The following is a 25,343-nucleotide window of genomic DNA, read 5'->3' as shown; positions in this document are numbered from 1 at the left end:
TGTGAAGGTCATGGCCGTGTGGCAGAAGCGAGAAAATCAAAGATGCGGAAAAGCCCACTGCCACAAGGAATTTAGATGTAATTCGCTCAATGTATCGGCAGTACGCTGGACTAATCGGGTTCTTCGAGAACGAGGTTGAAATGAAAAAACGCGCACTGATTACGGGCATTACGGGCCAAGATGGTGCATACCTCTCGCAGCTTTTGCTCAATGAGGGATATGAAGTTTACGGCGTGGTCCGACGGTCATCACATCTAGGCGTCGCGGATCATCGTCTGCGCTGGCTCGGTATTGCCGATCAGGTCCAAATGATCGATGGCAATCTCTCTGACCTATCCAGTCTCATTCGGATCATGCGAGATGTAAAACCCAATGAAGTTTACAATCTCGCAGCTCAATCCTTTGTAGCGTCATCTTGGCACCAACCGGTTCTGACTGGTAACATTACGGCACTTGGCGTTACAAACATACTCGAAGCCATTCGCCTAACGGATACAGATGCTCGCTTTTACCAGGCATCTTCGTCGGAGATGTACGGCAAAATCCAGGAAGAGAAACAAAGCGAAACTACTCCTTTTCATCCCCGCTCGCCGTATGCCGTCGCCAAACTTTACGGACACTGGATTACCATCAACTACCGTGAAAGCTTTGGTTTTCATGCCTCATCTGGTATCCTTTTTAATCATGAGAGTCCGTTGCGCGGCGTGGAATTCGTAACACGCAAAGTCACAGACGGTGTCGCTCGAATTAAGCTTGGCCTTGCAAACGAACTGCGACTTGGCAACATTGATGCAAAGCGGGACTGGGGCCATGCGCGTGACTATGTTCGCGCAATGTGGTTGATGTTACAGCAAGATGCCGCCGACGATTATGTTGTAGCTACGGGCGTGACAACCACCGTGCGCGATATGTGCCGCATAGCTTTTCAGCACGTTAACTTGGATATGGAACAATACGTCGTTATTGACCCCGCGTTCTATCGCCCCGCTGAAGTCGAGGTGCTGCTCGGAAATCCGGAAAAGGCGAAACGCAAACTGGGCTGGGAGCCCGAGATAAATCTCGAGGACATGATAAAGGAAATGGTTGACGCAGATCTTTCCCGGCTAAGTTAAAGACGCTTAACCTTCTCGATTTTACCATGGAGCCGTCATGATTGAATTTCAGCGCATCCTGCTGACGGGCGGCACGGGATTTGTTGGTAGCTATCTTGCTCCTGCGTTGGCAAAAGCCTATCCGAAAGCAAGTCTTTCCTTGCTATTGCGACATGCCACCGAGCCGAGTAGCCTCGGTTGGGATCCTGTTCACGCAGATTTGCAGGATGCGCAGGAACTTGAACGGATAGTCAAATTAGTCCGACCTGATCTCGTAGTACATCTCGCTGCTCAATCTTCAGTTGCGGCTAGCATCAGCGCCCAAGATTTGACCACCCGCGTTAATGCTGGAGGCAGTGCAAATCTGGCCTTGAGTTTGTCCCGGCACGCACCCGAAGTCACTATTTTGTTCGCCAGCAGTTCAGAGGTCTATGGTGCCAGCTTTAAAAACGGCACAGTCGATGAAGCCTCCCCGTTGGCGCCGTTAAGCGCTTACGGCAGGTCCAAATGTGAAGCGGAGGCGGCGTTCGAACGAATTTTGCCGGCCAGTTCCAAATTGGTTATCGCTAGGCCTTTTAACCACACCGGGCCAGGACAGGACGAGCGGTTTGTCTTGCCTTCATTTGCCGCACAGATCGCGCGTATTGAGGCGGGCCTCCAGCAGCCTCGGATCGAGGTTGGTGACCTCTCGGCTCGACGGGATTTTCTGCACGTTCGGGATGTTGTCGCGGCATATTTGGCGTTGCTTGAGGCAAGCGGTAGCCTCGAGGAGCGGACCATAGTGAATATTTCGTCCGGTCAAAGCTACCGTCTCTCCGACCTGCTTGAAGAGATGCGACGGCGCTCGAAGGCCTCGTTCGAAATCCATATCGCACGCGATAGGCTCCGGGCTTCTGATATCACTGTTGCGACAGGTTCGAACACGAAACTCCGCAATTTGACCGGGTGGAAGCCTCGCTATGATCCGCTTGCAGACTTGCTCGATTATTGGCGCTCGCAAGTGACAACGGGTTCGCCCCAAGGAACGCAACACGACGGTCGTCTGCACTAATATAGGCCGGCACCTCTCTACCCGGCTTGAAAACAAAAGGAGCAGGCGCTCTTTGATTCAGGTGTCTCGGTTCGTGGCGCGAAAGTTCAGCCTATCCAGAAGATCAATTGCTTTTGCCAGACTGCACGCGCGGGGGCCAAGCAAGAGAAAAGTCTTCATAATCCAGGGTGAGATTCGGATTATACGCTGGATCATTCGACAGCAACTGCCTCCAGCGCCGCTTCATGTAGAGTATCTCCGATCGAAACCGCCTCTTCTTCTCCGGTGTGTCCTCCACTCCACGTGTTGCCGATTCATGGTGGTAAAGTTCCGCGTATGGCGTCCAAATATTTCGGTATCCAGCTTCACGTACCTTCAAGCAAAAATCGACGTCATTGAAGGCGATCTTGAGGTTCTCTTCATCGAGGCCGCCCACTTCCTCGTATATGGATCTCCGGACTATAAGGCAGGCTGCGGTAACAGCGCTCACTGTCTGGATAAGTTTGGCGCGGTTGGAATGTCCGCTGTATCCTTTCGGGAGGTGCTTATGCGAATGTCCCGCGACGCCGCCGAGTCCGAGGATAATGCCGCCATGCTGAAGACTGTTGTCGGGATACCATAGTCTCGCGCCTACGGCACCCACCCCTTTCTGGCAAGCGAGGCGCATAATCTCGTTCAGCCAGTCGGGCGAGATGACCTCGATGTCATTGTTAATCAGGCCGATATAAGCTCCGTGCGCCTGTTTAACGGCGTTATTGTTCAGGGCCGAATAATTGAAAGGTCGCTCGTCAAGAATTACGCGTATACGCTGGTCTTTCACGATGTTCGTCAAGTAGTTTATTGTGTCTTCGTCGTCGGAATTATTATCAACTATCAATATTTCATAGTTTGCGTATAAAGTTTTCTCCAGGATACTCTCGACGCATTGCTTCAGGAGCGCCAGTCCGTTCCGGGTCGGAATTATAAGACTAACCAAGGGGGCCGGAACGCACTCATCATACCGAACACGAAACATGCCGGGTTCGATCACGTCCACGTGCCCCTTGATCCTCATACGTGCAAGGTGCTCGTCCAAAGCCCGTTTTCCTGCAAGGCTAGCACGCTCAGTGCTGCCGTCAATTTGCGCAGCGCGGCCCGATTGGCTTAATCGATGGTAGAGAACACGCGGAAGGTGCAGAATCTGCGATGAATTCAACACTTCAGCACATCGAAGCGCCAAGTCGTATTCCTCCGATCCGTTGAACCCCTTTCTAAGTCCGCCCAACATCTTGACGATGTCCAATCGAAAGACGCACAGTCGGCTGATCACATTCGTAGATCGGAATAAATCGGGATTCCAGTCTGGTTTGAACTTGGGATTAAACCAATTGTCGGCGTCATCAGTCTCGTCTTCGTCAGAATAAATGAGACCTGTTTCCGGCCTTGTGACGATCGTTTCGGCAACTCGAATCAGGGCATCCTTTGCCAAAAGGTCGCCTTGATCGAGGAATGTCGCCCATTCTCCTTCCGCCGCCTCTAAGATGTTGTTTGAATCCTCGCAAGAATCGCCACCCGCCGAACTGGTGAATATCTTTATGCGTTCGTCCAATGTGCTGCATTGTGCCAAGAATTCGCGGACCCTTGGTTCCTCACAGCAACTGTCCGCTATGAAAAGCTGCCATTTGCCGTAGATCTGGTTGCAAACAGAGTTAACTGTAGCCCTCAGTCTACTTAGGTTTGGATGTTGGGTGGACAATACGATCGAGATTTTCGGTTGGTGGGCCCAGCGAACCAGGCGCCTTTTCATCTGGGCCTCGTCCTTTTTGGAAATGACACCGTAACGACGTACCCATTCGGTATAATCGTTGGACGATACCACATCCCCAGTTTCGGTGGTGGTAAAATCCGACCCTGTTCTGTTCGCTTTGTTCAAAGTGCGTCTTAGGCCCCTCATGCCATCACGCCGAAGCATTGAGACCGCATCAAAAAGGGCGGCCCAAACACCACGGTCCACTGCAGCCCGCGAAAGGGTGTCCCAAAGAAGTATTGCGCGCTTTGTTTTGCGACCAAGATACTGAAACGCAGATATCATCTCGAAGCCAAGCAACCCTCATTTTTAGCGATATTCCCGAGGCGGGCATCCGTAGAATCCGCTATAGGTGCTTTCGTTCTGAAAATCCTTAACGGAGCTTTTCGCCTACATCGCGATATTTGCGATACCGTGTCGATACCCGAATGAGGCCGTTCGATAAAGATGGAAATTGACCTTTCATACCCCGCAATCTTGTTCTAGGCCGAAGCATCGCCGGCGATAACGACGCCAGATGGGGTCAGCTTGCTGCTTATAGCGCACGTGGTCTTCAGAGAATTCTCGCCGAAGGGCATCTAGAACGCATGCTGTGCGGAAAATAAGAGGTTTTAGGACGTGCCGCTAATTGTCGTTTCGAGGCTGGTCATCTCATTGACCAGTGCCAGCAGGCCGCTGAAGCTGGTAACGAGGATTTTCATCGAGGTTCTTCTCTCATTCAAAGAGCTCCGATTCGGCCAATGACCGCGCCTTGATGTCCTTGTCGGAAAGCTGAAGGGTGGAAGGGGGAAACGGCCATTTGATCCCGATGGCGGAATCATCGAACCGTATGGAACGATCATGCTCCGGCGAGAAATAATCGGTCACTTTGTAAACGACTTCGGTGTTTTCTTCCAGTGTGACGAACCCGTGGGCGAAGCCCTGCGGGACCAGAAACTGGTTCCATTCAGCAGCCGAAACAACTAATGATACCCATTTTCGGAAAGTCCGCGAACTTCCTCTGATATCAACTACAACATCGAGAATGGATCCGCGGACCACTCGCACAAGCTTATCCTGGGCACGTGGGGGCAACTGATAGTGCAGTCCCCGCAACACACCTTTCGCCGCTGAGAAGGAGTGATTGTCCTGAACGAAAGTTAGGGAAATTCCCGCTGCTGCGAAGCGTTAGGCATTGAATGTTTCCGAGAAAAAGCCACGGGCATCTCCGAATTTCTGCGGGCGGATTCCGAGGACGCCGTCAAGGCCGAGTGGGATGACTTCCATTATGCGTTTCCTAGTTCTTGCGCTCTGCGCTTCAAATAGCTTGCATATTCCGTTTTGCCCATGCGGGACGCCCGATCTAGCATCTTTTCGACTGATATCCAGCCATTATCGAGCCCTATTTCCTCCGGACATGCGATCTTGATCCCTTGGCGGTGTTCGATCGTACGCACGAAAGACGAAGCTTCGTGCAGGCTGTCGTGTGTCCCGGTGTCAAGCCACGCATAGCCACGCCCCAGTTGCTGCACACTCAACTCGCCACGCTGAAGGTAGATATTGTTGACCGTGGTGATCTCCAACTCCCCGCGGGCCGACGGCTTTATAGAGGAGGCAATATTCACAACGTCATTGTCATAGAAATAGAGGCCGGTGACCGCCCAGTTGGACCTAGGCTCTTCTGGCTTTTCCTCGATCGAAAGTGCTTTGCCAGCTTTGTCGAACTCGACGACGCCATATCGATTAGGATCATCCACATGGTAAGCGAATACGACACCACCCTTATTGAGTTTGGCAGCTTTCCTGCAGATATCCGGTAGGCCGCTCCCGAAGTAGATGTTGTCACCTAGAATCATTGCGACGCTATCGTCGCCTATAAAATCCCGCCCGATGATGAACGCTTCGGCAAGACCGTTGGGCTGAGCCTGTTCAGCAAAGCTGAACTCTACACCAAACTCCGTTCCGTCCCCGAGAAGCTTCTGAAAGAGAGGAAGATCGTGGGGTGTCGAAATCACCAGAATTTCGCGGATGCCCGCCAGCATAAGAACGCTGAGCGGATAATAGATCATCGGCTTGTCATATATTGGGAGGATCTGCTTTGAAACAGCGATCGTCAAAGGATACAGTCTCGTGCCACTGCCGCCAGCTAAGATTATGCCCTTCATTTCGATCCAATCCCCACCAATATAGACTGCAGCCGATATTTGTCGCTGCAATTTTCCTAATTTCAAGCCCCTATTTGGTTTGACCGACATGATCAATATGCTACCGACGCCGGATGAGACGATAACCCCGCGAACTTGTATGCAAAGCTCTTCCTACCCGCCCAAAATCACCGGCGTGATTGTTAGTTACAATCCCGATATGGACGCATTGAGGCATTTGGCGAAAGCAATTGCGCCGCAGGTGGATCAACTACTTGTGGTTGACAATGGTTCTCGTGTTGACGTCGGACTTGGCGATACCTTGCCGGGCGAAGTCATACGGCTTAACGACAACTATGGGATCGCGCGGGCCCAGAATATTGGCATAGAGAGAGCTCGCGCCAATGGCTCAGACTATGTGCTCTTGCTAGACCAGGATAGCGTCCCCGCAGGCGACATGGTTGCGACCCTTCTCTCTGCAATCTCAGTTAAAGAGATGGAGGGCCTCAAGGTGGCCTGTGTAGGGCCACGTTATACCGACAGCCGCAAGCTGGATGCTGCGCCATTTGTCAGGCTGGAGGGGCTTCGGCTGAAGCGGCAGACCTGCATGAACCCGGCAGCAATCATCGATGTCGATTTTCTTATCGCGTCTGGATCTCTTATTCCTCTTTCCGCCATTGATGAGGTCGGCGATATGGTTGAAGAAATGTTCATTGACTACGTCGACATCGAATGGGGCTTGCGGGCCCAGAGCAAAGGATACCGATCCTACGGAGTTTGCGGCGCCCTAATGGAGCATGCGTTAGGAGATGAATCGATCGCGTTTGGCAAGCGTCACGTTCCCGTTCATAGCCCGCTTCGCCACTACTACCACGTGCGCAACGCAATTTGGTTATGCCGCCAGCGCTGGCTCACAAAACGTTGGAAGATCGTTCTTCTGTGGCGGGTTGCCTGCCAGTTCGCTTTCTTTAGCACAATGACTGTGCCTCGACTTCAGCATGCGCGAATGATGAGCGTAGGTCTGCTCCATGGCATTATGAATCGGATGGGAAAAAAGTAAGGTGAGTTCGGCTGATCAATTGCCCGTAGACCGACACCAGCAGTCCGCGTCTCTTTCTGTCTGCATCGTCACCTACAAACCGGAATGGCCTATATTGGAGGCGACGCTGAAAAGCCTCGAGGCTGCCCTCGATCTCGCTGCAATCAACGCGGATGTCGTGATAGTGGACAACTCGCCCGTTGATAATGTTTCGACTTGGATTCGAGCGAGTATGCCAAATTTTCCGGTTATCGTCATTTCCGGACATGGAAACATCGGCTTCGGCAGAGCCAACAATTTTGCCCTAAGGTGGAACAGCTCGCTGCATCTCGTACTTAATCCCGATGTCGAGATGGATTCTGATGCGCTACGGGAAGCGATCCATTTCATGATGTGCAATCCGGCCTGTGGTCTGCTAACCCCTGCTGCATTTTCCCCTGACGGCAGCCGTCAGTATCTCTGCAAACGTTACCCTGCGATATTTGATCTACTTCTTAGGGGGTTTGCACCCGCGTTTATCCGACGGTTCTTTGACAAGCGGCTGGAGCGCTACGAGATGCGCGACCAGATTTGTGACCAACTTGTGTGGGATCCACTCATCGCGAGCGGATGCTTCATGCTTTTCCGGGGGGACGTTTTTCATGCGCTGAAAGGCTTCGATCCGAGATACATGCTTTACTTCGAAGACTTTGACATCTCGCTACGTGCTTCCACGATCACCCGGATTGCATATGTTCCCTCGGTCAAAATTGTACATGGTGGTGGAAATGCGGGTAAGAAGGGTGCCTGGCATGTCTGGCAGTTCGTTCGTTCGGCGCTAAAATTTTATGCGGCTCATGGACTAAAGTTCTTCTGAGCTTACGACAATCGCTTCAATATAATCGTTTTATGCTATTGGGGATTTCGAATGCCAATCTACCGGACAGACAGCAGCCCTGCAAAGATCGCAATCAAAGAACTCTGTCGCCCCTTTGCCCCAGCCGATTCTCTGCTTTAGCGGAGCAACTTTTCGGGGGCCGTCGCCGGGGTTCGAAACCACGATGCGCGAAAGGCGACCATCAAGGTGAGGTACGTTCCCCGGCCAAATACTTGGGACGCACGCGCACTAAAGCTTGTCGCATCTAAATCGCCTCATACCCTGCGGCCTTGAAGTAGTTTCGACATTCGTCAACTGAGAACAATGCGCAGATGTCGCTGAGGGCATTCGATATTGCGTCGAAGCTCCTTGCGGCTTTCTTTCGAAGGAGCGACTTGAGTTTCGAGAAGGCCATCTCGATTGGGTTCAAGTCTGGCGAATAGGCCGGTAGGAACAGCAGCCTGGCACCGGTCTGTCCGATGAGTTTTTCGGCCTTTTGGCTTTTGTGGAAACGGACATTATCGGCAATGACGATGTCGCCCTTTGATAGAGTTGGGACAAGTTGCGTTTCGATCCAAGTCTCGAATATCTCGGCATTCATTGGTGCGTTGACAATCCATGGCGCGACCATGGAATGCGATCTGAGGCCAGCGATAAACGTCTGCGTCTTCCACGATCCGAAAGGCGCATGACTGCGGTAACGGTGACCCCGTAACGACCAACCGGAGCGTTTTGTCAGCTTTGTGCTCGTCGACGTCTCATCGATAAAAGTGAGGCGTGCCAGAGCCTTATCAAAAAACGGCTTGCGCCTTTCGATCCATAGACTTCTCGCCCGAGCGATTTCCGGACGAAGCTGCTCGCTTGCCATCAGGCTTTTTTTTGTGGCTTAACCCGAGCCGGTGCAACATGCGGCCGACGCTCGAGCGATGCACAATTACGCCGCGCTCGGCAAGCTCGACGCACAATTCATCAAGCGTCAAATCACCCTTCTCAGCCATACGTTCCCGAAACCACGCATCGTGGTCACTTAACTTGCCGCCACCAATATGACCCTGTCGTCTCGGCGACAGAGAGCCCGTCTCCCGCTTCAGGATAACAAGGTTATTCACAAATCGAGGCGACACCCGGAAATGACGGGACGCCTCGCGATGGGTGTTGCCCTCTTCAACGAAAGCAATAACACGGGAACGCAACTCGATCGGATGTGATTTGCCCATGATCGGCTCCTTCCAGCTAAGAAGGAATCACAAATCGGCCGATTCGAGAACCTGAATCAAAAAACGGGCGACGCGCTTTAGCAAATTCTGAGGCATCTGGGTCAAGGCCTGGTCTTGCGGCAGCGATCAGGTGACAGCAGTGGTTGTACTGCGCAAGACGAGATGGGTCTCAAGAACGCAGCGCACGTCACGTATGGCATGCGACTGCAGCATGTCGAGAAGCAGCGAAACGGCGACGCGGCCCGCCTCGACGGACCGGTTCGAAACCGAGGTGAGGGCCGGAAAGGTGACGGCGCCAAGCACGTCATCGCAACCGATGAGGCTGAAATCGGCTGGCACGGAGACATGGTTTTCGGACAGTCCGGCCAGAACGCCCTGCGCCGTCACGTCGTCAAAGGCGACAGCGGCGGTCGCGCCAGTCGAAAGGATCGCCTGGACCACATTGCGCCCGGACTCGTAGCTTGGCAGGGCTGCCGCCACGATGTCGACCTCGATGCCGGCCGGTGTTGCCGCACTGCGGATTGCCGCGCGTCGCTGCTTGTTCGACCAGGAATTTGCCGGCCCGCTGACATAGGCGATCCTGCGATGGCCGAGCTTCGCCAGATGCTCGACAGCCTGGCGCACGCCTGAGCTGCTGTCGATGAGCACACGGGGAATGCCCGCGATATCGCGATTGATCAGCACGAGCGGCAACTTTTCGGCATGGGCGCGGATACGGTCTTCCGAAAGTCGCGAGGACGCCAGCACCAGACCCTCGACCTGGCCGGCGAAACGCCCGACGAGCTTGTCTTCCTGCTTCGGGCTTTCGCCGGTATTGCCGAGGAAGATGCAGAAATCAGAGCGGTCGGCTTCGAGCTGGGCAGCCTGAATGAGGGGCGGGAAGAAGGGGTTGGCGATATCGGGGACGATGAGGCCGACATTTCCGTGCCGCCCCGTGCTGAGCGCGCGGGCCGTGTGATTGGGAACATAACCGAGTGCCTCGGCGGCCTTCATGATCCGTTCGACGGTTTCCGGCAGCAGCATCCCGGGTCTCGTGAAGGCGCGCGACACGCTGGAACGCGCCACGCCGGCCGCATCCGCGACCTGACTGATGGTAACGCCCTTGGCACGCTTTATCATGATGACCGGAAACCCTTGCCCTCAGGCTCCGCTTACCACGAAGCTTGGAGCCGCATCAATCAACAGGCTCACACTGCCACTCAATCGCTTGACATGCAACCGGTTGCATGGAATTCTCTCTCCAACGAGAACAAAGGGAACTTGACTGGACGCCTCCGCCATTGCGGCTATGCGATGCCTGTTCTTATGTCCTGACGTGGAGACCATCTTGAACCCTGCCACCGCTCACCGTCCGTCGCCGCAAGCAAGCCGGGTCATCGACCGGCTGACGGTCGAAAGCTTCGCCACACGGGCTGAGATGGGGGCTGCTGCTGCCGCAGACATTGCCGGCGCACTCGTTGGATGTTTGTCACGGCAGTCGAGCGTGCGCATGGTGTTTGCGGCCGCTCCCAGCCAGGCCGACATGCTTTCGGCGCTCGTCACGCAGCCAGGCATCGAGTGGCGGCGGGTGACGGCTTTTCATATGGACGAATATGTCGGCCTCGATCCGGCCGCGCCGGCGCGGTTTGCCAATTGGCTCGACGCCCATGTCTTCACGCGGCTGCCGTTTGCCGCGGTCCACCGTATCACGCCGGAGCCGGATGCCGAGGCGGAGATCGCGCGCTATTCCTCCCTGTTGAACGAAGCGCCGATCGACTTGATCTGCCTCGGCATCGGTGTGAACGGCCACATCGCCTTCAACGATCCGCCGGTTGCAGATTTCAACGATCCTCTGGACGTGAAGATCGTCGAGCTGGACGAGGTCTGCCGCCAGCAGCAGGTGGACGACGATTGCTTTCCCGACCTTGGATCGGTACCGCACCGGGCCATCACGTTGACCGTGCCGCGCCTGCTGCGGGCAGGTCGTCTGTTCTGCGTCGTGCCGGGCGCGGTCAAGCGCGATGCCGTGTCGAAAACCCTCTATGGCCCACTCAGCACCAATTGCCCCGCCAGCATCCTGCGCAACCATGAGGCCTGCACCCTCTATATCGACAGGGACTCCGACCCCGATGCCTGAAGCCGACGCCATTGATGCCGATGCGCTTTGCGCCGATTATTTTGCTGCAACGCAGGCGCTGATGCGCCGGGTGCTGGAAGAGGAGAGGGGGCCGCTCGATCAGGCGGCGTCAAACCTTGCCGATCAGATCGCCGTCGATCGTCTGATACACATCTACGGGCCGGGTGGTCACTCGAACCTCGCCTCGCAGGAAGTCTTCTTCCGTGCCGGCGGGCTGATGCACATCAGCGCCATCCTCGATGAAGGCACGCTGCTTTCGAACGGCGCGCTGCGCTCCATGGCGATCGAACGCACGCCAGGCTATGGCAAGGTGGTGATCACCAATCAGCGTCTCGGCGAAGGCGATCTGCTGATCCTGGTAAACGCTTACGGGATCAATGCCGCATTGATCGATGCGGCGCTGGAAGCGCGCCGGCGGGGCGTCTTCCTGATCGGCATTAGCTCTTTCCAGCATGCTGCCAACACCGCCCCCAATCATCCGGCCCGCCACCCGACAAAGCAGAATCTGCACGAAATCGTCGACATCGCGATCGACTGCAAGGTGCCGATCGGCGATGCCATTGTCCGCGTGCCGGGCATGGGCGAAAACATTGCGGCGGTCTCCACCTTCGCCAACGCCTTCACGCTGAACTGCCTCGTCATCCGCACGGTTGCAAGGCTCGCCGAGCGCGGCATCGAGCCGCCTGTCTGGCGCAGCGGCAATGCGCCGGGCGGCGACGAGGCAAACGCCCGCTTCATTGAAAATTTCCAGGGTCGGGTGACGGCGCTCTGATGGTCACCGTCGACGGCATCGATCCTCGCAGCCATAAGGGTATCAGCATCGATATCCTCGACGGGACGATAGCCGCGATCCGACCGGCAGAGAAAACCGACAAGGGCTATCTCTCTACCGGCCTGATCGACCTGCAGGTCAACGGTTTTCGGGGCTTCGACCTCAATGCCGGCGCGGTGACGGAAAAGATCATGCTGTCGCTCTGCGAGCAACTGTTGAGCGTCGGCGTCACCACCTGGCTTCCAACACTCGTCACGGCCTCGGAATCGGCGATCCTCCAGGCGCTCGAGGTGATCGCCAAAAGCCGCGCCGGCCACCGGCTGATCGCCGAGATGGTGCCGGGAGTGCACGTCGAAGGCCCATCGATCTCAAGCATGGACGGTCCGCGCGGCGCGCATCCCTTAGCGCATGTCCGGCCACCCTCCATAGCCGAGTTTGAGCGCTGGCAGAAGGTGTCCGGCAATCTCGTCACCATGGTGACACTCGCGCCGGAGCTGGAAGGCAGTATCGACTATATCAAGTCCCTGAGCGCAAAGGGCATTCTCGTCGCACTCGGCCATACGGCTGCGACGCCCGATGAAATCCATGCGGCGGCTGCGGCCGGCGCAAGCCTGTCCACGCATCTTGGCAATGGCGCGGCGGCCGTCTTGCCGCGCCATCCGAACGTCATCTGGGCGCAGCTTGCTGACGATCGCCTGACGGCCAGCTTCATCGCCGACGGCTGGCATCTGTCGGCCGATACGTTCAAAGCCATGCTGCGCGCCAAGGGCATGGAGCGGGCATTCCTCGTATCCGACACGGTGGCGCTCGCCGGCATGCCGGCCGGACTTTACGAGCAATCGATCGGCGGCACGGTCGAGGTCTCGCCGGAAGGTCGGATCGGTGTCGCCGGCACTCCCTATCTTGCCGGCGCCAGCCTGCCGCTTTCGGCAAATGTCGCCATCGCTGCCGAAATGGCCAGCCTGCCTCTGGCAGACGCACTTTTGCTCGCCACACGCAACCCCGGCCGGTTCGTCGGCGGGCGCGGGGGGCTCGATGTTGGTGCGAGGGCCGATCTCGTCCGCTTCGACTGGTCGCAGGGCGATCGCGCGCTCCAGGTCCGCGAGGTCTGGGTTCACGGCGAAAGGGCATTCTGCCGATGATCCGCGCCGGAGCTGCCATTATCGATATCACTCCGACGCCAGGCTTGCCGATGTCCGGCTTTGCGGCCAGAACCCTGCCGGCCGAGGGCGTCCATGATGGTTTGACGGTCCGCGCCGTGGTGATTGGAGAAACTGCCATTGTCGTTGCCGACGTCATCGGTATCGATGCAGCGATGAGCGCACGGATCCGCAAGCGGTGTGCGCTCCCAGCCGAAAACATCGTGGTGACGGCTCTTCACACGCACGGGGGCCCGGTTTCGATGGCGGGGAGGCTGAGCGTCGCCGCCGATCTGACCTATCTGGAGCGACTGGAAGATGCCTGCGTGGCAGTGATCGACAAGGCGGTCTCCCTGCGAAGGCCAGCGCGGATCACGGTCGGGCAGGGCAGCGACCCGGGGGTCGCCCGCAACAGGCGCCACCCCGGCGGGCCGGTGGACACATGCCTGCCGGTGCTGCGTATCTGCGGCGAGGACGGCGCGATGATCGCGGTTGTTACCGCCTATGCCTGCCATCCTGTCGTGCTGGGCGCCGATAATCGCCATTGGACTGCCGACTATCCGCATTTCGTCCGTCAGGCCCTTGAAGAAGCATATCCGGGGGGCGTCGCACTGTTCATGACCGGCTGCGTCGGTGACGCCAATACCGGTCACTCTGCCCATGCCTCGATCACGCTCTCGGCCAGTCAGGACCGCACGTTCGACACGGCCGGTCAGGTCGGCCGCAGGATCGCCGAAGCTGCGCTTCATGCCGAAGAACAGCCGGTGTCCGATCGGGCGAGCGCGCGCAACGGCACCGTCGCGCTTGGTTTTGAGCGGCGCGAAACGGAAACAGCCGCTGCCCTCGAACAACGCTGGCGGACGGAGGCTCTGACCGCTGAACCAGCCCAAAGAGCGCTGCTCGGCTATTGGGCCGACTGGGCGAAAACCATTGCGCCGGTGGTGCCCGAACCCATTGCCGCGCGCGTTACGGTTCTCGACTGGGGCGGTGTTCCTGTTGTCGCCTTGCCAGGAGAAATCTTTGCCGAGACGGCACTGTCCATCCGTGCTGCGCTAGGACGCGACAGGCCTGCCTTCGTCATCGGTTTTGCAGATGACAATCCGGGCTACATCCCGCCGGCGAGCGAGTTCCGGTTCGGTGGCTACGAGGTCGATGAGGCGCACCGCTATTACGGGCTGCCGATGAGCTTTGCCCCGGGCTCCGCAGAAGCGCTTGCCGGATGCGCGATCGGACTTGCGATCGATAATTGAGGAGGAAGCATGGGGGATTCAGGTGAACGTCAGAAACCACGCAAGCTTGACACGCAACCGGTTGCATGAGAGCTTTTTGTCAATAACAACAAGGGAACAGAATATGAAAAACGCATCAGTCACGACCAGGATTTCCACCCGGGTATTGCTCCTGAGCGCAGCCCTTGCCGGTACGTTGACCGCCGGCATGACGGCGGCTTCTGCCGAAACGCTGACGGTCTGGAGCGGCTATCCGGAAATGGCGCCCTTCTACCAGCACGTCGCCGATGGGATGAAGGCCAGCCATCCGGACCTCGACGTGAAGGTGGAGGCGATTGCGCTACGCGAGCACGAGAAACGGGTGGCGCTCGGCCTGACCGGCGGTGGCCAGGAAGGCGCCACCGTCATCGAACTCTCGGGCTCAACCGCCACCCGCTACCTTGAAAACGACATCCTGCCGGAGGCGCCGGAAGACATTTCCGCCTTCGTCAAGGATCCCAAGAATTTCGATAGGTTCTTCACCGATATCGCCAGCTATGACGGCAAGGTCTACGGCGTTCCACTCTTTCGCGGGCAGGGCTCGCTTTTCTACAATACCGAGATGTTCAAGACCGCCGGCCTGACCACGCCGCCGAAGACCATGGAAGAATACACCGAATATGCCAGGAAGCTGACCCAGCGCGATGGATCGGGCAAGCCGACCGTTTCCGGCTGGAGCTTGCGTCTGTCGGGGGGCGGCCAGGGCATTGCCGAGAAATTCTGGACCAACATGCATCAGTACGGCGGCGCAATTCTTGTTCCTGCCGGCGAGGGCAAGTGGAAGACGGATTTCGCCAATGAGGCGGGCCGCAAGGCGCTCAAGCAATATCTGGAACTTGTCTTCACCGACAAATCGGTAACGCCGGAAATGCCGGCCGATGCCGATGCCTTCGAGCGCGGGCAGACCGCGATGTTCATTCGCGAATCCTGGGTCATCGGCGACATTGCCCAAAAGGCGCCTGACCTGAAATATGCGACGGCGCCGCTTCCGACGGGATCGATCGCGCTGCCGACCAATCTCTATGTCGTCGGCGACGAGGACGCCGCCAAGCTCGGCTGGGAATTCGCCATGGCTGCGAACTCGCCGGAAAACCTCGTCTGGCTGCTGCAGAATGTCGGCTGGCTGCCGAACCGTTCGGGCGTCGATTATGCGTCGGTCACCTCCAAGCAGCCGGCCTTTGCTGCCTTCGTCGACTATCCCGAAGGCTACAAGTTCTTCACGCTGCCCTCGATCGGCCCGATCGAGGAAATCCTCACCCGGGTCGCCGCCCAGCTCGTCGTCGCCTTTGCCGATCCGTCGCTCGCAACCGACGATGCCAAGATCGATGCTTTCCTGAAGAAGACGAGCGACGAAGTGGACACCATCCTAGACCGCGAGGGTCTGCTTGCGAAATAGTCGCGGGCAGTTTTCGTCAACATCGCCCGCCCGGGACAACATGGCATTGTTCCGGGCGCTTAAAAGGGTCGGGGTTTGCGCCCCCGTGTGCGAAGCCGCTCGTCTACGAGGTCACCTGAATGCTGAAGCGCAAACGATTCCTCTTTGCGATCCTCGCGATCCTGCCGACATTGGCGATCTTTGCCTATGTGCGGCTTTATCCGATCGCCGACACGTTGAGGCTCAGCCTTTTCCAGTGGAACATCCTGTCGAAGAACAAGCCCTTTATCGGGCTTGCCAATTTTCGCGAGTTGACTGGCGACCACCTGTTTCTGGATGCGTTGGTCAACACCACGATCATTGCCTTCGGGGTGCTGATCCTGACCATACCGATGGCGCTGATCATTGCCGCGCTGATCTTCCACCGCACGCGCTCGCGCATGGCCGGGTTTTACGAAACCGCCGTTTTCATTCCCCATGTCGTGTCGCTGGTCCCGGCCGCAATGGCCTGGAAGTGGATCTTCGATGCCCGCCTCGGGCCGCTCAATGCAATGCTGACCTTCTTCGGCATCCCGGCGCAGAACTGGCTGTTTGATCCGGTCCTCTCCGTCATCTGCATCATCGTGCTGTGCTCCTGGCAAGCACTCGGCTATGCGGTTCTGATCTATCTGGTGGGTTTCAAGAGCTTGCCGGTTTCGCTTTACGAGGCCGCCAAACTCGATGGCGCCTCGGGACCGCAGAGCTTCTGGTACCTGTCGATCCCGATGCTGAAGCCAATCACCCTTTACGTTTCGGTCGTGACGCTGGTCTCGGGATTCAACGTTTATGCCCAGGCCTTCGTGCTTGCTTCCGATGCGCAAGGCGCACCCGGGCGCCAGGTGCGGGTGCTTGTCCTCGACATGCTGGAAAACAGTTTTCGCAATTACCGCGTCGGCTATGCCGCTTCCGAGGCCGTCGTGCTGCTGGTTATCGTCCTAGTGTTGACGCTGATCCAGTTCTCCATGCTGAGAGAAAGGGGCAGGGCATGACTGTCGAACTTGCCATGCCCCATGTCGAACCGACTGCCGACGAGTTGGCAGAGGGACGGCGCCTGCGCCGCAAGAAAAGGCTGACCAACCTTGCGATCGACGTGTTCCTGTTGACCGTCTCGATCCTGATGTTGCTGCCGCTCGTCTTCCTGGTTGCAAATGCCTTCAAGACGCCGGCGGAAATGCTGGCCTGGCCACCGACCGTCATTCCGCACGACCCGACGACCGCCAATTTCAAGACGGTTCTTGCTGACACGCCGCTTATCCACTGGATCGGCAACAGCATCGCATTCGCGCTGATGTCGACAATTGCGATCGTCGCGACCTCGGCGATTGCCGGCTACGTTTTTGGCAAGTTCCGTTTCCGGACGATGAACATCCTCTTCGCGCTGTTCCTGGCGACCGCGATCGTGCCGTTCGAAGTCTACATGATCCCGCTCTATTTCGAGGCCAAGAGCCTCGGTATCCTCAACTCCGTCTGGGGCCTGCTGCTCGGTTACCTGGTGATGAGCTTCGGCATCTTTCTCATCCGCCAGAATGTCATCCATTCGATCCCGGACGAGCTTCTGGAGGCCGCGCGCATCGATGGCGCCGGTGAGTTCTGGATCTTCTTCCGCATTGTGCTGCCGCTGCTTCGCGGCGCGCTCGGGGCTCTTGCGGTGCTCGCCTTCTTCCAGGCCTGGACCGCCTTCGCCTGGCCGATCATTGTGGCGACGACGAGGTCGAGCTATACGATCGAAGTGGGCCTTGCGCTCTTCCAGACCGGCTTTACCGTCGATCTTGGGCGCCTCAGCGCCGCTTCCGCCATCGTCCTCATCCCATCCATCCTGCTGTTTGTCATCCTGCGAAGGAACTTTGTTCAGGGCGTCGCCAGCACCGGTCTCAAGGAGTAACGGCAATGGCCTTCTTCGACGAGGCACGCAAGACCTATGTCGCGGCCAATGCCGGCACGCTTTATTGGGTGCTGCAGCGACCCGTGCTCGGCGGCGGGTTCTTGAATACAAAGCAGAACAGTCTGACGCTGAAAGACTATAGCGGGCAAGACGGCATGCGCGGTCCGGATTACACCTATGGCTGGATCCAGGGACGTGGGTTGGAAGCACTGGTCGGCCACGCCGGGTTCTTCGAGCGGGAACTGCCGCCACTGGCCGAAAAGCTCGATGCTGCCGGTCGGCGTCTTTACGATGTTCTGGCGGCTTTGCAGATGTCGGACGGCCATGCCTATTTCTGCTACGACCGCGCGATGGACGCGATTTATGCGGATGGCACCAACCGCATCCTTGCGCAAGAAAAGCCGGCTCTGATCTATTCCTATTCAGACGCCTTCGTCGCCAAGGGGCTGGTCGCGGCCGCAAGCCGCTACAGTTTGCCTGCCCTTGCCGATCATCTCGCTTATTTCGACAGCGTCATCGCTGCAATAGAGAGCGGACATTTCCAGATCGACGAGCGTCGTCCACTGTCACTCGACAGTCTCGCCGACCAGGCCGATGATTTCGGCCCGCGCATGATCCTGCTTGGCGCTGCAGGCATGCTGAAGCGCTTCGGCCATACGGCTCATCTGGCATTTGCCGATCGTTTCATCGCCCATGTCATCGACCGGCACTTCGACCCCGCGACCGGCCTGCTGCGCAATGTGCCAGGTGAGGATCTCTGCAATGTCGGCCACGGCATCGAGTTCRCCGGTTTCGCGTTTGACTATCTCGATGACAATGCCGATCCGGCACTGATCGAGATATTGGAGCGCATCGTTATCTCGTCTTTCGACACGGGTTTTGTCGGGCCTGGTATCGCATTGACCGTCTCGATTGCGAACGGTCAGGCACAGAGCCCCTATTGTCCCTGGTGGTCGCTCCCGGAAACGATCCGGGCAGCTGCGCTTGCCCATATGCGCACCGGCAGTGCCGGCAGCCTGCGGGTTTGGAATGCAGCCCATGCCGCTTTCTTCGAGCGTTACTGGCGCGGTACGCCGCCGATCGCCTACCAGACCATGACCAGGGACGGGCCCGTGGACTTCGTGCCCGCCACACCTGACCTCGACCCCGGCTACCATACCGGTCTTAGTCTGCTTGCGGCCATTCACGCCGCCGATTGCCTGCAACCGACAACTCGAAATTCAGGATAAACCCATGGCTTCCGTTGAAATCCAGAATGTCCGCAAGAGCTATGGCGACTTCGAAACCATCAAGGGTGTTTCCGTCGAAGTGCCCGACGGCGCCTTCGTCGTGCTGGTCGGGCCTTCAGGCTGCGGCAAGTCCACCTTGCTGCGGATGATTGCGGGGCTCGAAGAGATTACCCGTGGCACGATCCGTATCGATGGCCGCGTCATCAACGATGTCGAGCCGAAGAACCGTGACATTGCCATGGTCTTCCAGAATTATGCGCTCTACCCGCACATGACGATTGCCGAGAACATGGGCTTTTCGCTGCGGCTCGCCAAGACCTCGAAGGAGGAGATCACCAGGCGGGTGGCCGATGCCGCGCGCATCCTCGGTCTTGCCGACTATCTCCAGCGTTACCCCAAGCAGCTTTCCGGCGGCCAGCGCCAGCGTGTCGCCATGGGACGTGCGATCGTGCGCAATCCCAAGGTCTTCCTGTTTGACGAGCCGCTTTCCAATCTCGATGCCAAACTGCGCGTCCAGATGCGTGCCGAATTGAAGGATATTCACGCCCGCTTCAAGACCACGACCGTTTACGTTACACATGATCAGATCGAGGCTATGACCATGGCCGACCGCATCGTCGTCATGCGCGACGGTATCGTCGAGCAGGTCGGTTCACCCCTCGACCTTTATGACAGGCCGGTCAATACGTTCGTTGCGAGCTTCATCGGGTCGCCGTCGATGAATTTCCTGTCGGCAAGGATCGGTGAGGACCGTCAATCGGTTGTGACGGAAAACGGCATCCATCTGCCTGTCGGGTATGAGGCTTCGGTCGCATGCGGCGGCGCCGTCAGTTACGGCATCCGTCCCGAACACCTCACGATCGCGCCGGGCGGGCAAGGCATTCCGATTGTGGTCACCAATATCGAGCCCACCGGCTCGGAGACGTTCGTTCAAGGCACCGTCGATGGTCAGAAGATCTCCGCACAGCTGCGCGAGCGTCTCTCTATCAAGACCGGTGAGGTACTCAATCTGACGCTTGCGCCGGCAAACAGTCATCTTTTCGACGCAGCGTCAGGCATGCGGCTCCAATAGGAGATCGAGATGTCCATGCCGCCCAGGTTTCGTCGGGCATGACAGCCGCCAGCGGCGAAAAGGCCTCGGCTCAGATCGACGAAGAAGGAGCTAGAGAATGGCGAAGACGAGGGTCGCGATGATTGGGCTCGGTATGGCGGCGGGTCATCATGCCCGCGCCCTACTGGATCTCTCCGACCGTATCGAATGCGTGGCCGCCTACAGCCGGACGTCCGGCCGGCGAAGAGCCTTTGCCGAACAATTTCCGACCATCCCGACGAGCGATAGCCTCGATGCGATCTTCGCGGATCCGTCCATTAAGGCGATCCTGATCCTGACGCCCCCGAGCAGTCACCTGGAACTCGTCCGTCGCGCTGCAGCGGCCGGAAAACATGTTCTACTCGAAAAACCATTGGACATTTCCCTCGAACGCTCCGAAGCGACCGTAAGGGCGGCAAGAGACGCCGGCGTACTCCTCGGGGTGGTACTGCAAAACCGCTTTCTCGACGCGGCGCTCAAACTCGATGAAATCGTCAAGTCCGGGCGCCTGGGCGATCTTGTGGAGGCATCGGCTGCAATCCGCAACTGGCGACCGCAAAGCTATTACGAGGCCGAAGGCCGCGGAACGATGTCGCGCGATGGCGGTGGTGTGTTGCTCACCCAAGGTATTCACACGATCGACCTGCTCCTGAACTATGCGGGCACGCCTGCAGCAATTTCCGCATTCGTCCGCACGACCCCTATTCACAGTATGGAAACGGAGGACCTCGTGACGGCGGCCTTCTCTTTTGAAGGCGGCGCGATCGGATCGCTCAATGCCACAACTTGCGCCTATCCGGGACTCCCGGAGCGCATCGAATTGATCGGTACGAAAGGTACAGCAATCCTGACGGGTAACAGATTGGATGCCGCCTTTATTGATGGCACCAGGGAAATGGCGGGTGGCGAAACGATCGGAAGCGGAGCGGGGGCAAATCCGATGGCGTTCGGCCATGAGATGCACCGCGCACTGATCGGAAATTTCATCGATGCGATCGAAAATGGCGGCCAGCTTCGCGTCAAAGGCGATGATGCTTTGAACGCTCACCGGTTCATAGACGCGGTCCTGATGGCTGGCACTCGACCTCTTCCTGACGCGCGGCTTGATCGCTGATGGTGGCGCGGCAGAATGGTCGCTGCCGGCGGCGCCGGCTACCGCAGGGGTTACGCCATCCAGTTTTGCGCTCACAACAGCGCGTTACGCGCTGTGGTTCTCCGACAGGCCGTGAGCGACCTTCAATGGGACGGAGGTCCACCTATTGGATCAGGTGACCTATACGCATTCACTGTCGACGGCCACGGGCCAACGTAGGTCTCGATCAACACAGAGGCGATGCCTTCGACCGACCGATGGCCCTGGTCGAAAAGCTTCACTGCTGCGTGGTTAAGAAGCCTGGATGCCTCTTTGTCCGGATCTACGTCGTAGTACCGATACCACTGCCTCACGGCTCTCGAGAGAATTAGAAAATCGGTGTCCTGCATTGCCGCCTCCTTCGAACAGGGAACAAGTAGTGCCACGTTCTAGATCTTCAATCCCGAGACTCGATCACGAAATGGACGCAAACATCGGCCTCGACATTGCAGACGGTCGAAAGCCACGACCGGATCGAACGCATAGGTGAGTTGTCCGTTACGGTCTTCTGAAAGAGCTTTTGATCCAATAGGCTGGCTTCACTTGTCTGTCGGCGGTGGTGCCAATTCACGCCGCGGAGGAGCGCCGATGACGCCGACGGAGGGCGTTTTCAGATGACATTCAAACTACCGAGGTCATTCTCCAGGCTGCTTAAATCGCAGAAAATGTATCGAAAACTGCTTGCAAAGGCGCTTCGCACACCGACCCGAACCGTATCCAGAAAATCGCGCAGGCCGGTCGCAGCGAAGCCGAAACTCAGCGAAGTGACCGGGTTCGGTAGCAATCCAGGACGGTTGACGATGAAGCTCTTCGTACCCGGCAAATTGCCGGCAAAGCCGCCATTGGTCGTGGTCCTACATGGCTGCAGGCAGACGCCCGAAAGCCTGGATACGGGAGCCGGATTCTCCAAATTCGCTGCACTGCGGGGTTTTGTTCTCCTTTATCCTCAGCAGAACGAGACGAACAATCCCCAGCGATGCTTTAATTGGTTTCGGCCGAGCGCGGTGGCTCGGGACCGCGGCGAGCTGATGTCGGTTCGCCAGATGATCGAGTACACATGCCGCCACCATCGAGTCGATCGGTCCAGGGTCTACGTTACGGGCCTATCTGCTGGCGGAGCCATGACTTCGGCGCTCGTCGCCACGTATCCGGATCTTTTCGCTGGTGCTGCCATTTTCGCCGGGATGCCGTTCGGCGCGGCAAGGGATGCAATATCGGCTATGCGCGGCATGAGGTCCGGTATCAAGCGAGAGCCTCAGCAGTGGGGCGACCTGGTGCGCAGCGTTTCGCCAAACACGAAAGAATGGCCACCGATCTCGGTATGGCATGGAACGGCTGATAGTGTCGTGAATCCGCTCAATGGACGCGCCTTGGTCTCGCAGTGGCTCGAAGCGGCGGACATGGACAAAGCGGTCGGGCGAACGAAACAGATGCCATGGGGCACTCTCGAGGAATGGAAACGGGGAGACCGTCTGCAGCTGTCATTCTATTCCGTTCAGGGGCTGGGGCATGGTTTGCCGCGAAAGTTCTCAAATCAGAAGGAGAGGGTAGCTGATGCTTACGTCCTGCCGTCGGAGCTGTCTGCGCCCTTGGAACTCATGCGAGCATGGGGGTTACGATCCTGGCGTGCCGATTGATCCGACGCGTTGTTTCGACGCGTGTCCGGTCGCGTAGGGAAGAAATGGCGGACTGTCGCAGCCTCCCTGACGCTCCCTCGTTTCCACCGGCGGCGAGAGCGTATCCGATTGGTCTCTCCCGAGGCGACTGCGCGAGTTGTTTTCGATAACGCCACTGGAAAGATTGCCGTTCTTCTCCGCGAGAAGAACCCGAAGTCCAAGAAGATTGTGAACGTGATTTGTCTGTATGACAAGAAGTCCGGAAAGGCTTCGATCACCGAGTACCAATGGCTGGGGCAGTGACACTGATCTCGTGATCCGTATAGACCCTAGCGCTTCAAATCGGCGGCGATCATCTCGCTACCGATTTCGGGAGAAGATGGCCAGTGAGCCTGTCGGCGTGCCTGGAGGGATTCATACTCACTCAGCCTCGCGGGGTCGGGCTGTATGATTTGACCGTCCTTAAGGAAGGCGAGTTCGTCGTAGCCAGCAGGCATCGACCCGACGAACTCCGCCGCCTGAGCTAGGATCATCCTGAATGCGATGGCAACCTCGCGGGCATCAATCGTCGCGTCACTCATGACCCGATCAAAGTCGTCTTGTCGGTAGACAGCATTCCGGCCCAGTTGCTCGATGAGGCTTTCCGGAGTGTAGCCCGGATCCTTGGCCGGAGCTGCCCAGATGGCGGCGCCCAGTGGGAAGTGGTTTTTGTGGAGGTGAAGTAGATCGAGGACGTCTCTCGGCTCCTTGCGGGAGGCGGCCGCAAGAAGCTTGTTTGTCGCCAAGTCGAACATGTGCAGCTTGAAGCCGAACAAGTCGTCCGGGATGGACTCGAAAAATCGGTAGTCGCTGTCGATTACCCAGTCGAGCAAAGTGCTTTCGCCATCCTTCGTTACGATGGCCTGATATTTCTCGGGGTGCCGGGTCGCCCATCTGATCTCGAACCCGGCGGCTATCAACGACTTTGCATCGATCTCGACTGTGTTTCTCAGCATGTTGACACGGTCGTCTTCGCTGAAGAGGTCGTGGAAAATGTCGATATCGTCGGAATACCGGGCACTATCCCTGTTGATGACAGTGCCGCCAGCAATATGACTGCCGGGATGCCTGTTAGCAGCGATAGTCGCCATCGCATCTTGCTGAATTCTACGAAGCGGCACGGCAGGCCTCTTCGAGGCGGACAGCGAACTGTCGCGTCGTCATATTGCCGTTGCGCTTGAGACGGGCGACGGCGTCGAGCACGTCGGACACGGTCGGATCCTGCATTTCTCTCGTTGACCAAAAACACAGTGGGCCATACAGGGCGAATGCTTCGTGGTAGAGGGCGCGCGCGTCCGCCGATACGGCTTGCCGCATGGCGCTCTCCGTTCGTTCTCGTGCTAAAGCCCTCATTTCCATCAGCATCCGTGTCATTTTCTCTTTCAAGAAAATAGGATACGGCCGAGCGCTTCGCAAGCGGCGATACGCTGCTGGGACAGCGGCTCAGGCCGTCGGCTTCATGGCAGGTTGGTCTGTTTATCAGTCGTGATGTCTCTCCAATGCATCCCCGCTGTAAAGAAAGCTTGCCTGCCCAGGTTCACCTTCCTTCGAGATGTTGCTGGATCCGTAAGGTTCTCGCGAAGTGATCATGATCGCGTCATTCGGTGCCGGACGCGCGAGATGCTGCGCTTCATCCCACGGAGCGCCCATCTAGAGATCCGTCTCTTCCTTCGTCCTCAGCAGGACAGGCATCGTTTTTTCGTGGATCGGCCTAACGACATCATTTGGGTCGGTCGCGTGGCTGACTGAGCGCTTTGTCGCAGTCACAAAGCTGATTGGGGCGTGTCGCCAAGGCGAGCCGGAACACTACCTTTGCATCAAGAGCCGCTGCAAGGAATGCGGACTGGGCCTCTCTCTGGGTTACTCCTCCTGCCATGGTACCAGCGCAGGCCTGCCGCAGTATCTCGTCGTCCCATAACCTGCTAGCTTCGGGCCTCTGGAAGAGCGTTCTGGAAGTGCCACCAAAAATGGATAGGGAGGGACGTTCGAATGGAGGCATCGAGCACTAACAAACCTTTTTTGCAGAAGAAACGCATCCGCGGGCTTTGGCTCGCAACGACGACCTTTTTTGTTGTCGTGTTCCTAACTCGTCCCCTGTACGCAGGAGCAGCTTTGCACCAACTATCTGAGAACATTGGCGTCGTTCTCGTCATCGCAGGTGTTCTGGGCCGTCTCTGGGCAACGCTCTACATCGGCCAACGCAAGAACAGACACCTAGTAACCACCGGCCCTTATTCCATAACCAGGAACCCGCTTTACGTTTCGTCGATGCTGGCGATACTGGGCGTGAGTTTGATGATCGGGTCCGTTTTGATCATAGCCGCTTTCGTGCCGACTTTCTTTTTTCTGTTCGCCTACACGCCTGATACGCGCGTGGTTCTCGATCCGGATCGCCAGATCCAGGACACGGTGCGCATGCTGTTCGATACCTTCCGGGAGGCGGGATCAGCCTGCGCGGTCGTGCGGCGCCTGCGCAGCGAGAAGATCCTGTTTCCTCGGCGCAT

22 protein-coding genes and 3 pseudogenes are annotated in these 25,343 nt (G+C 57.5%); 16 read left to right on the top strand and 9 right to left on the bottom strand.

Annotated features, from left to right (window positions below; genetic code table 11):
- Positions 1-140: 140 nt before the first annotated feature.
- A complete protein-coding gene (gene gmd, locus AC1DE4_RS26780) occupies positions 141-1,112 on the top strand; it encodes a GDP-mannose 4,6-dehydratase (RefSeq protein ID WP_477883873.1) in 972 nt (323 codons plus the stop codon).
- Between the two features lie 37 nt (positions 1,113-1,149).
- Positions 1,150-2,142: a GDP-mannose 4,6-dehydratase gene (locus tag AC1DE4_RS26775; RefSeq protein WP_477883871.1), complete on the top strand. Its 993-nt coding sequence runs from the start codon at positions 1,150-1,152 to the stop codon at positions 2,140-2,142.
- A gap of 103 nt (positions 2,143-2,245) precedes the next feature.
- Here AC1DE4_RS26775 and AC1DE4_RS26770 read toward each other — a convergent pair whose 3' ends face one another.
- The 3 genes and pseudogenes from AC1DE4_RS26770 to rfbA all read right to left on the bottom strand — a co-directional run bounded on the left by AC1DE4_RS26770 (position 2,246) and on the right by rfbA (position 6,051).
- Entirely contained in the window at positions 2,246-4,033 is a 1,788-nt protein-coding gene (locus tag AC1DE4_RS26770) for a glycosyltransferase family 2 protein (protein ID WP_477883869.1), read from the bottom strand.
- Between the two features lie 588 nt (positions 4,034-4,621).
- Positions 4,622-5,176: pseudogene (gene rfbC / locus AC1DE4_RS26765) on the bottom strand (dTDP-4-dehydrorhamnose 3,5-epimerase).
- Positions 5,173-6,051, bottom strand: a complete 879-nt coding sequence (rfbA, locus tag AC1DE4_RS26760) for a glucose-1-phosphate thymidylyltransferase RfbA (RefSeq protein WP_477883895.1) — start codon at positions 6,049-6,051, stop codon at positions 5,173-5,175. The pseudogene rfbC and the gene rfbA overlap by 4 nt, the downstream one beginning before the upstream one ends.
- An 88-nt stretch (positions 6,052-6,139) precedes the next feature.
- Here rfbA and AC1DE4_RS26755 point away from each other — a divergent pair, with 88 nt between their 5' ends.
- On the top strand, positions 6,140-7,090 hold the full coding sequence (locus tag AC1DE4_RS26755; RefSeq protein ID WP_477883867.1) for a glycosyltransferase family 2 protein: 951 nt from the start codon (positions 6,140-6,142) through the stop codon (positions 7,088-7,090).
- 1 nt (position 7,091) lies between these two features.
- Positions 7,092-7,925 (top strand): glycosyltransferase, encoded by an 834-nt coding sequence (locus AC1DE4_RS26750; RefSeq protein WP_477883865.1) that lies wholly within the window; start codon positions 7,092-7,094, stop codon positions 7,923-7,925.
- 265 nt (positions 7,926-8,190) lie between these two features.
- Here the strand turns inward: AC1DE4_RS26750 and AC1DE4_RS26745 are convergent, their stop codons facing one another.
- From AC1DE4_RS26745 to AC1DE4_RS26735, 3 genes are all read right to left on the bottom strand, one after another.
- The gene (locus AC1DE4_RS26745; RefSeq protein ID WP_477883863.1) at positions 8,191-8,793 is read right to left on the bottom strand and encodes an IS630 family transposase; all 603 of its coding nucleotides are present in this window, start codon (positions 8,791-8,793) and stop codon (positions 8,191-8,193) included.
- Entirely contained in the window at positions 8,717-9,142 is a 426-nt protein-coding gene (locus AC1DE4_RS26740; RefSeq protein ID WP_477883861.1) for a helix-turn-helix domain-containing protein, read from the bottom strand. The genes AC1DE4_RS26745 and AC1DE4_RS26740 overlap by 77 nt, the downstream gene beginning before the upstream one ends.
- A 126-nt stretch (positions 9,143-9,268) precedes the next feature.
- The gene (locus AC1DE4_RS26735) at positions 9,269-10,261 is read right to left on the bottom strand and encodes a LacI family DNA-binding transcriptional regulator (RefSeq protein ID WP_477883859.1); all 993 of its coding nucleotides are present in this window, start codon (positions 10,259-10,261) and stop codon (positions 9,269-9,271) included.
- Between the two features lie 208 nt (positions 10,262-10,469).
- On the opposite strand from AC1DE4_RS26735, the gene AC1DE4_RS26730 reads away from it, so the two are divergent.
- From AC1DE4_RS26730 to AC1DE4_RS26680, 11 genes are all read left to right on the top strand, one after another.
- Positions 10,470-11,258, top strand: coding sequence for a 6-phosphogluconolactonase (locus AC1DE4_RS26730; RefSeq protein WP_477883857.1), 789 nt, complete (start codon positions 10,470-10,472; stop codon positions 11,256-11,258).
- Positions 11,251-12,030 carry a sugar isomerase domain-containing protein gene (locus tag AC1DE4_RS26725; protein WP_477883855.1) on the top strand — a complete coding sequence of 260 codons (780 nt, stop codon included), beginning with the start codon at positions 11,251-11,253 and terminating at the stop codon, positions 12,028-12,030. The genes AC1DE4_RS26730 and AC1DE4_RS26725 overlap by 8 nt, the downstream gene beginning before the upstream one ends.
- Entirely contained in the window at positions 12,030-13,172 is a 1,143-nt protein-coding gene (locus tag AC1DE4_RS26720) for an N-acetylglucosamine-6-phosphate deacetylase (RefSeq protein WP_477883853.1), read from the top strand. Before AC1DE4_RS26725 ends, AC1DE4_RS26720 begins: the two co-directional genes overlap by 1 nt.
- The gene (locus AC1DE4_RS26715) at positions 13,169-14,419 is read left to right on the top strand and encodes a neutral/alkaline non-lysosomal ceramidase N-terminal domain-containing protein (RefSeq protein ID WP_477883851.1); all 1,251 of its coding nucleotides are present in this window, start codon (positions 13,169-13,171) and stop codon (positions 14,417-14,419) included. Before AC1DE4_RS26720 ends, AC1DE4_RS26715 begins: the two co-directional genes overlap by 4 nt.
- 103 nt (positions 14,420-14,522) lie before the next feature.
- Positions 14,523-15,833, top strand: a complete 1,311-nt coding sequence (locus tag AC1DE4_RS26710; RefSeq protein ID WP_477883849.1) for an ABC transporter substrate-binding protein — start codon at positions 14,523-14,525, stop codon at positions 15,831-15,833.
- 119 nt (positions 15,834-15,952) lie between these two features.
- Entirely contained in the window at positions 15,953-16,840 is an 888-nt protein-coding gene (locus AC1DE4_RS26705) for a carbohydrate ABC transporter permease (RefSeq protein ID WP_018859979.1), read from the top strand.
- A complete protein-coding gene (locus tag AC1DE4_RS26700) occupies positions 16,837-17,733 on the top strand; it encodes a carbohydrate ABC transporter permease (protein WP_477883847.1) in 897 nt (298 codons plus the stop codon). The genes AC1DE4_RS26705 and AC1DE4_RS26700 overlap by 4 nt, the downstream gene beginning before the upstream one ends.
- A 5-nt stretch (positions 17,734-17,738) precedes the next feature.
- The gene (locus AC1DE4_RS26695; RefSeq protein ID WP_477883845.1) at positions 17,739-18,962 is read left to right on the top strand and encodes an AGE family epimerase/isomerase; all 1,224 of its coding nucleotides are present in this window, start codon (positions 17,739-17,741) and stop codon (positions 18,960-18,962) included.
- 4 nt (positions 18,963-18,966) lie between these two features.
- Entirely contained in the window at positions 18,967-20,034 is a 1,068-nt protein-coding gene (locus AC1DE4_RS26690; protein WP_477883843.1) for an ABC transporter ATP-binding protein, read from the top strand.
- 97 nt (positions 20,035-20,131) lie between these two features.
- Entirely contained in the window at positions 20,132-21,166 is a 1,035-nt protein-coding gene (locus AC1DE4_RS26685) for a Gfo/Idh/MocA family protein (RefSeq protein ID WP_477883841.1), read from the top strand.
- A gap of 632 nt (positions 21,167-21,798) precedes the next feature.
- Entirely contained in the window at positions 21,799-22,821 is a 1,023-nt protein-coding gene (locus tag AC1DE4_RS26680) for an extracellular catalytic domain type 1 short-chain-length polyhydroxyalkanoate depolymerase (protein ID WP_477883839.1), read from the top strand.
- A gap of 308 nt (positions 22,822-23,129) precedes the next feature.
- Here the strand turns inward: AC1DE4_RS26680 and AC1DE4_RS26675 are convergent, their stop codons facing one another.
- From AC1DE4_RS26675 to AC1DE4_RS26665, 3 genes and pseudogenes are all read right to left on the bottom strand, one after another.
- Positions 23,130-23,930, bottom strand: a complete 801-nt coding sequence (locus tag AC1DE4_RS26675) for a nucleotidyl transferase AbiEii/AbiGii toxin family protein (protein WP_169684328.1) — start codon at positions 23,928-23,930, stop codon at positions 23,130-23,132.
- Between the two features lie 16 nt (positions 23,931-23,946).
- A complete protein-coding gene (locus AC1DE4_RS26670) occupies positions 23,947-24,156 on the bottom strand; it encodes a hypothetical protein (protein ID WP_169684326.1) in 210 nt (69 codons plus the stop codon).
- Between the two features lie 162 nt (positions 24,157-24,318).
- Positions 24,319-24,573, bottom strand: a pseudogene (locus AC1DE4_RS26665) (SOS response-associated peptidase); the annotation flags it as partial.
- Positions 24,574-25,059: 486 nt separating this feature from the next.
- Here AC1DE4_RS26665 and AC1DE4_RS26660 point away from each other — a divergent pair.
- Positions 25,060-25,343: pseudogene (locus AC1DE4_RS26660) on the top strand (methyltransferase family protein); the annotation flags it as partial.

The organism is Rhizobium sp. 10N414, assembly GCF_056394785.1.
The sequence above is the reverse complement of the archived record's forward strand: the minus strand, read 5'-3'. Positions and strand labels throughout refer to the sequence as shown.

Coding starts and splice junctions, on each gene's coding strand:
- gmd (WP_477883873.1), top strand. CDS start 141: ATGAAAAAACGCGCACTGATTACGGGCATTACGGGCCAAGATGGTGCA.
- AC1DE4_RS26775 (WP_477883871.1), top strand. CDS start 1,150: ATGATTGAATTTCAGCGCATCCTGCTGACGGGCGGCACGGGATTTGTT.
- rfbA (WP_477883895.1), bottom strand. CDS start 6,051: ATGAAGGGCATAATCTTAGCTGGCGGCAGTGGCACGAGACTGTATCCT.
- AC1DE4_RS26755 (WP_477883867.1), top strand. CDS start 6,140: ATGATCAATATGCTACCGACGCCGGATGAGACGATAACCCCGCGAACT.
- AC1DE4_RS26745 (WP_477883863.1), bottom strand. CDS start 8,793: ATGGCAAGCGAGCAGCTTCGTCCGGAAATCGCTCGGGCGAGAAGTCTA.
- AC1DE4_RS26740 (WP_477883861.1), bottom strand. CDS start 9,142: ATGGGCAAATCACATCCGATCGAGTTGCGTTCCCGTGTTATTGCTTTC.
- AC1DE4_RS26735 (WP_477883859.1), bottom strand. CDS start 10,261: ATGATAAAGCGTGCCAAGGGCGTTACCATCAGTCAGGTCGCGGATGCG.
- AC1DE4_RS26725 (WP_477883855.1), top strand. CDS start 11,251: ATGCCTGAAGCCGACGCCATTGATGCCGATGCGCTTTGCGCCGATTAT.
- AC1DE4_RS26720 (WP_477883853.1), top strand. CDS start 12,030: ATGGTCACCGTCGACGGCATCGATCCTCGCAGCCATAAGGGTATCAGC.
- AC1DE4_RS26715 (WP_477883851.1), top strand. CDS start 13,169: ATGATCCGCGCCGGAGCTGCCATTATCGATATCACTCCGACGCCAGGC.
- AC1DE4_RS26710 (WP_477883849.1), top strand. CDS start 14,523: ATGAAAAACGCATCAGTCACGACCAGGATTTCCACCCGGGTATTGCTC.
- AC1DE4_RS26705 (WP_018859979.1), top strand. CDS start 15,953: ATGCTGAAGCGCAAACGATTCCTCTTTGCGATCCTCGCGATCCTGCCG.
- AC1DE4_RS26700 (WP_477883847.1), top strand. CDS start 16,837: ATGACTGTCGAACTTGCCATGCCCCATGTCGAACCGACTGCCGACGAG.
- AC1DE4_RS26690 (WP_477883843.1), top strand. CDS start 18,967: ATGGCTTCCGTTGAAATCCAGAATGTCCGCAAGAGCTATGGCGACTTC.
- AC1DE4_RS26685 (WP_477883841.1), top strand. CDS start 20,132: ATGGCGAAGACGAGGGTCGCGATGATTGGGCTCGGTATGGCGGCGGGT.
- AC1DE4_RS26680 (WP_477883839.1), top strand. CDS start 21,799: ATGACATTCAAACTACCGAGGTCATTCTCCAGGCTGCTTAAATCGCAG.
- AC1DE4_RS26675 (WP_169684328.1), bottom strand. CDS start 23,930: ATGGCGACTATCGCTGCTAACAGGCATCCCGGCAGTCATATTGCTGGC.
- AC1DE4_RS26670 (WP_169684326.1), bottom strand. CDS start 24,156: ATGCGGCAAGCCGTATCGGCGGACGCGCGCGCCCTCTACCACGAAGCA.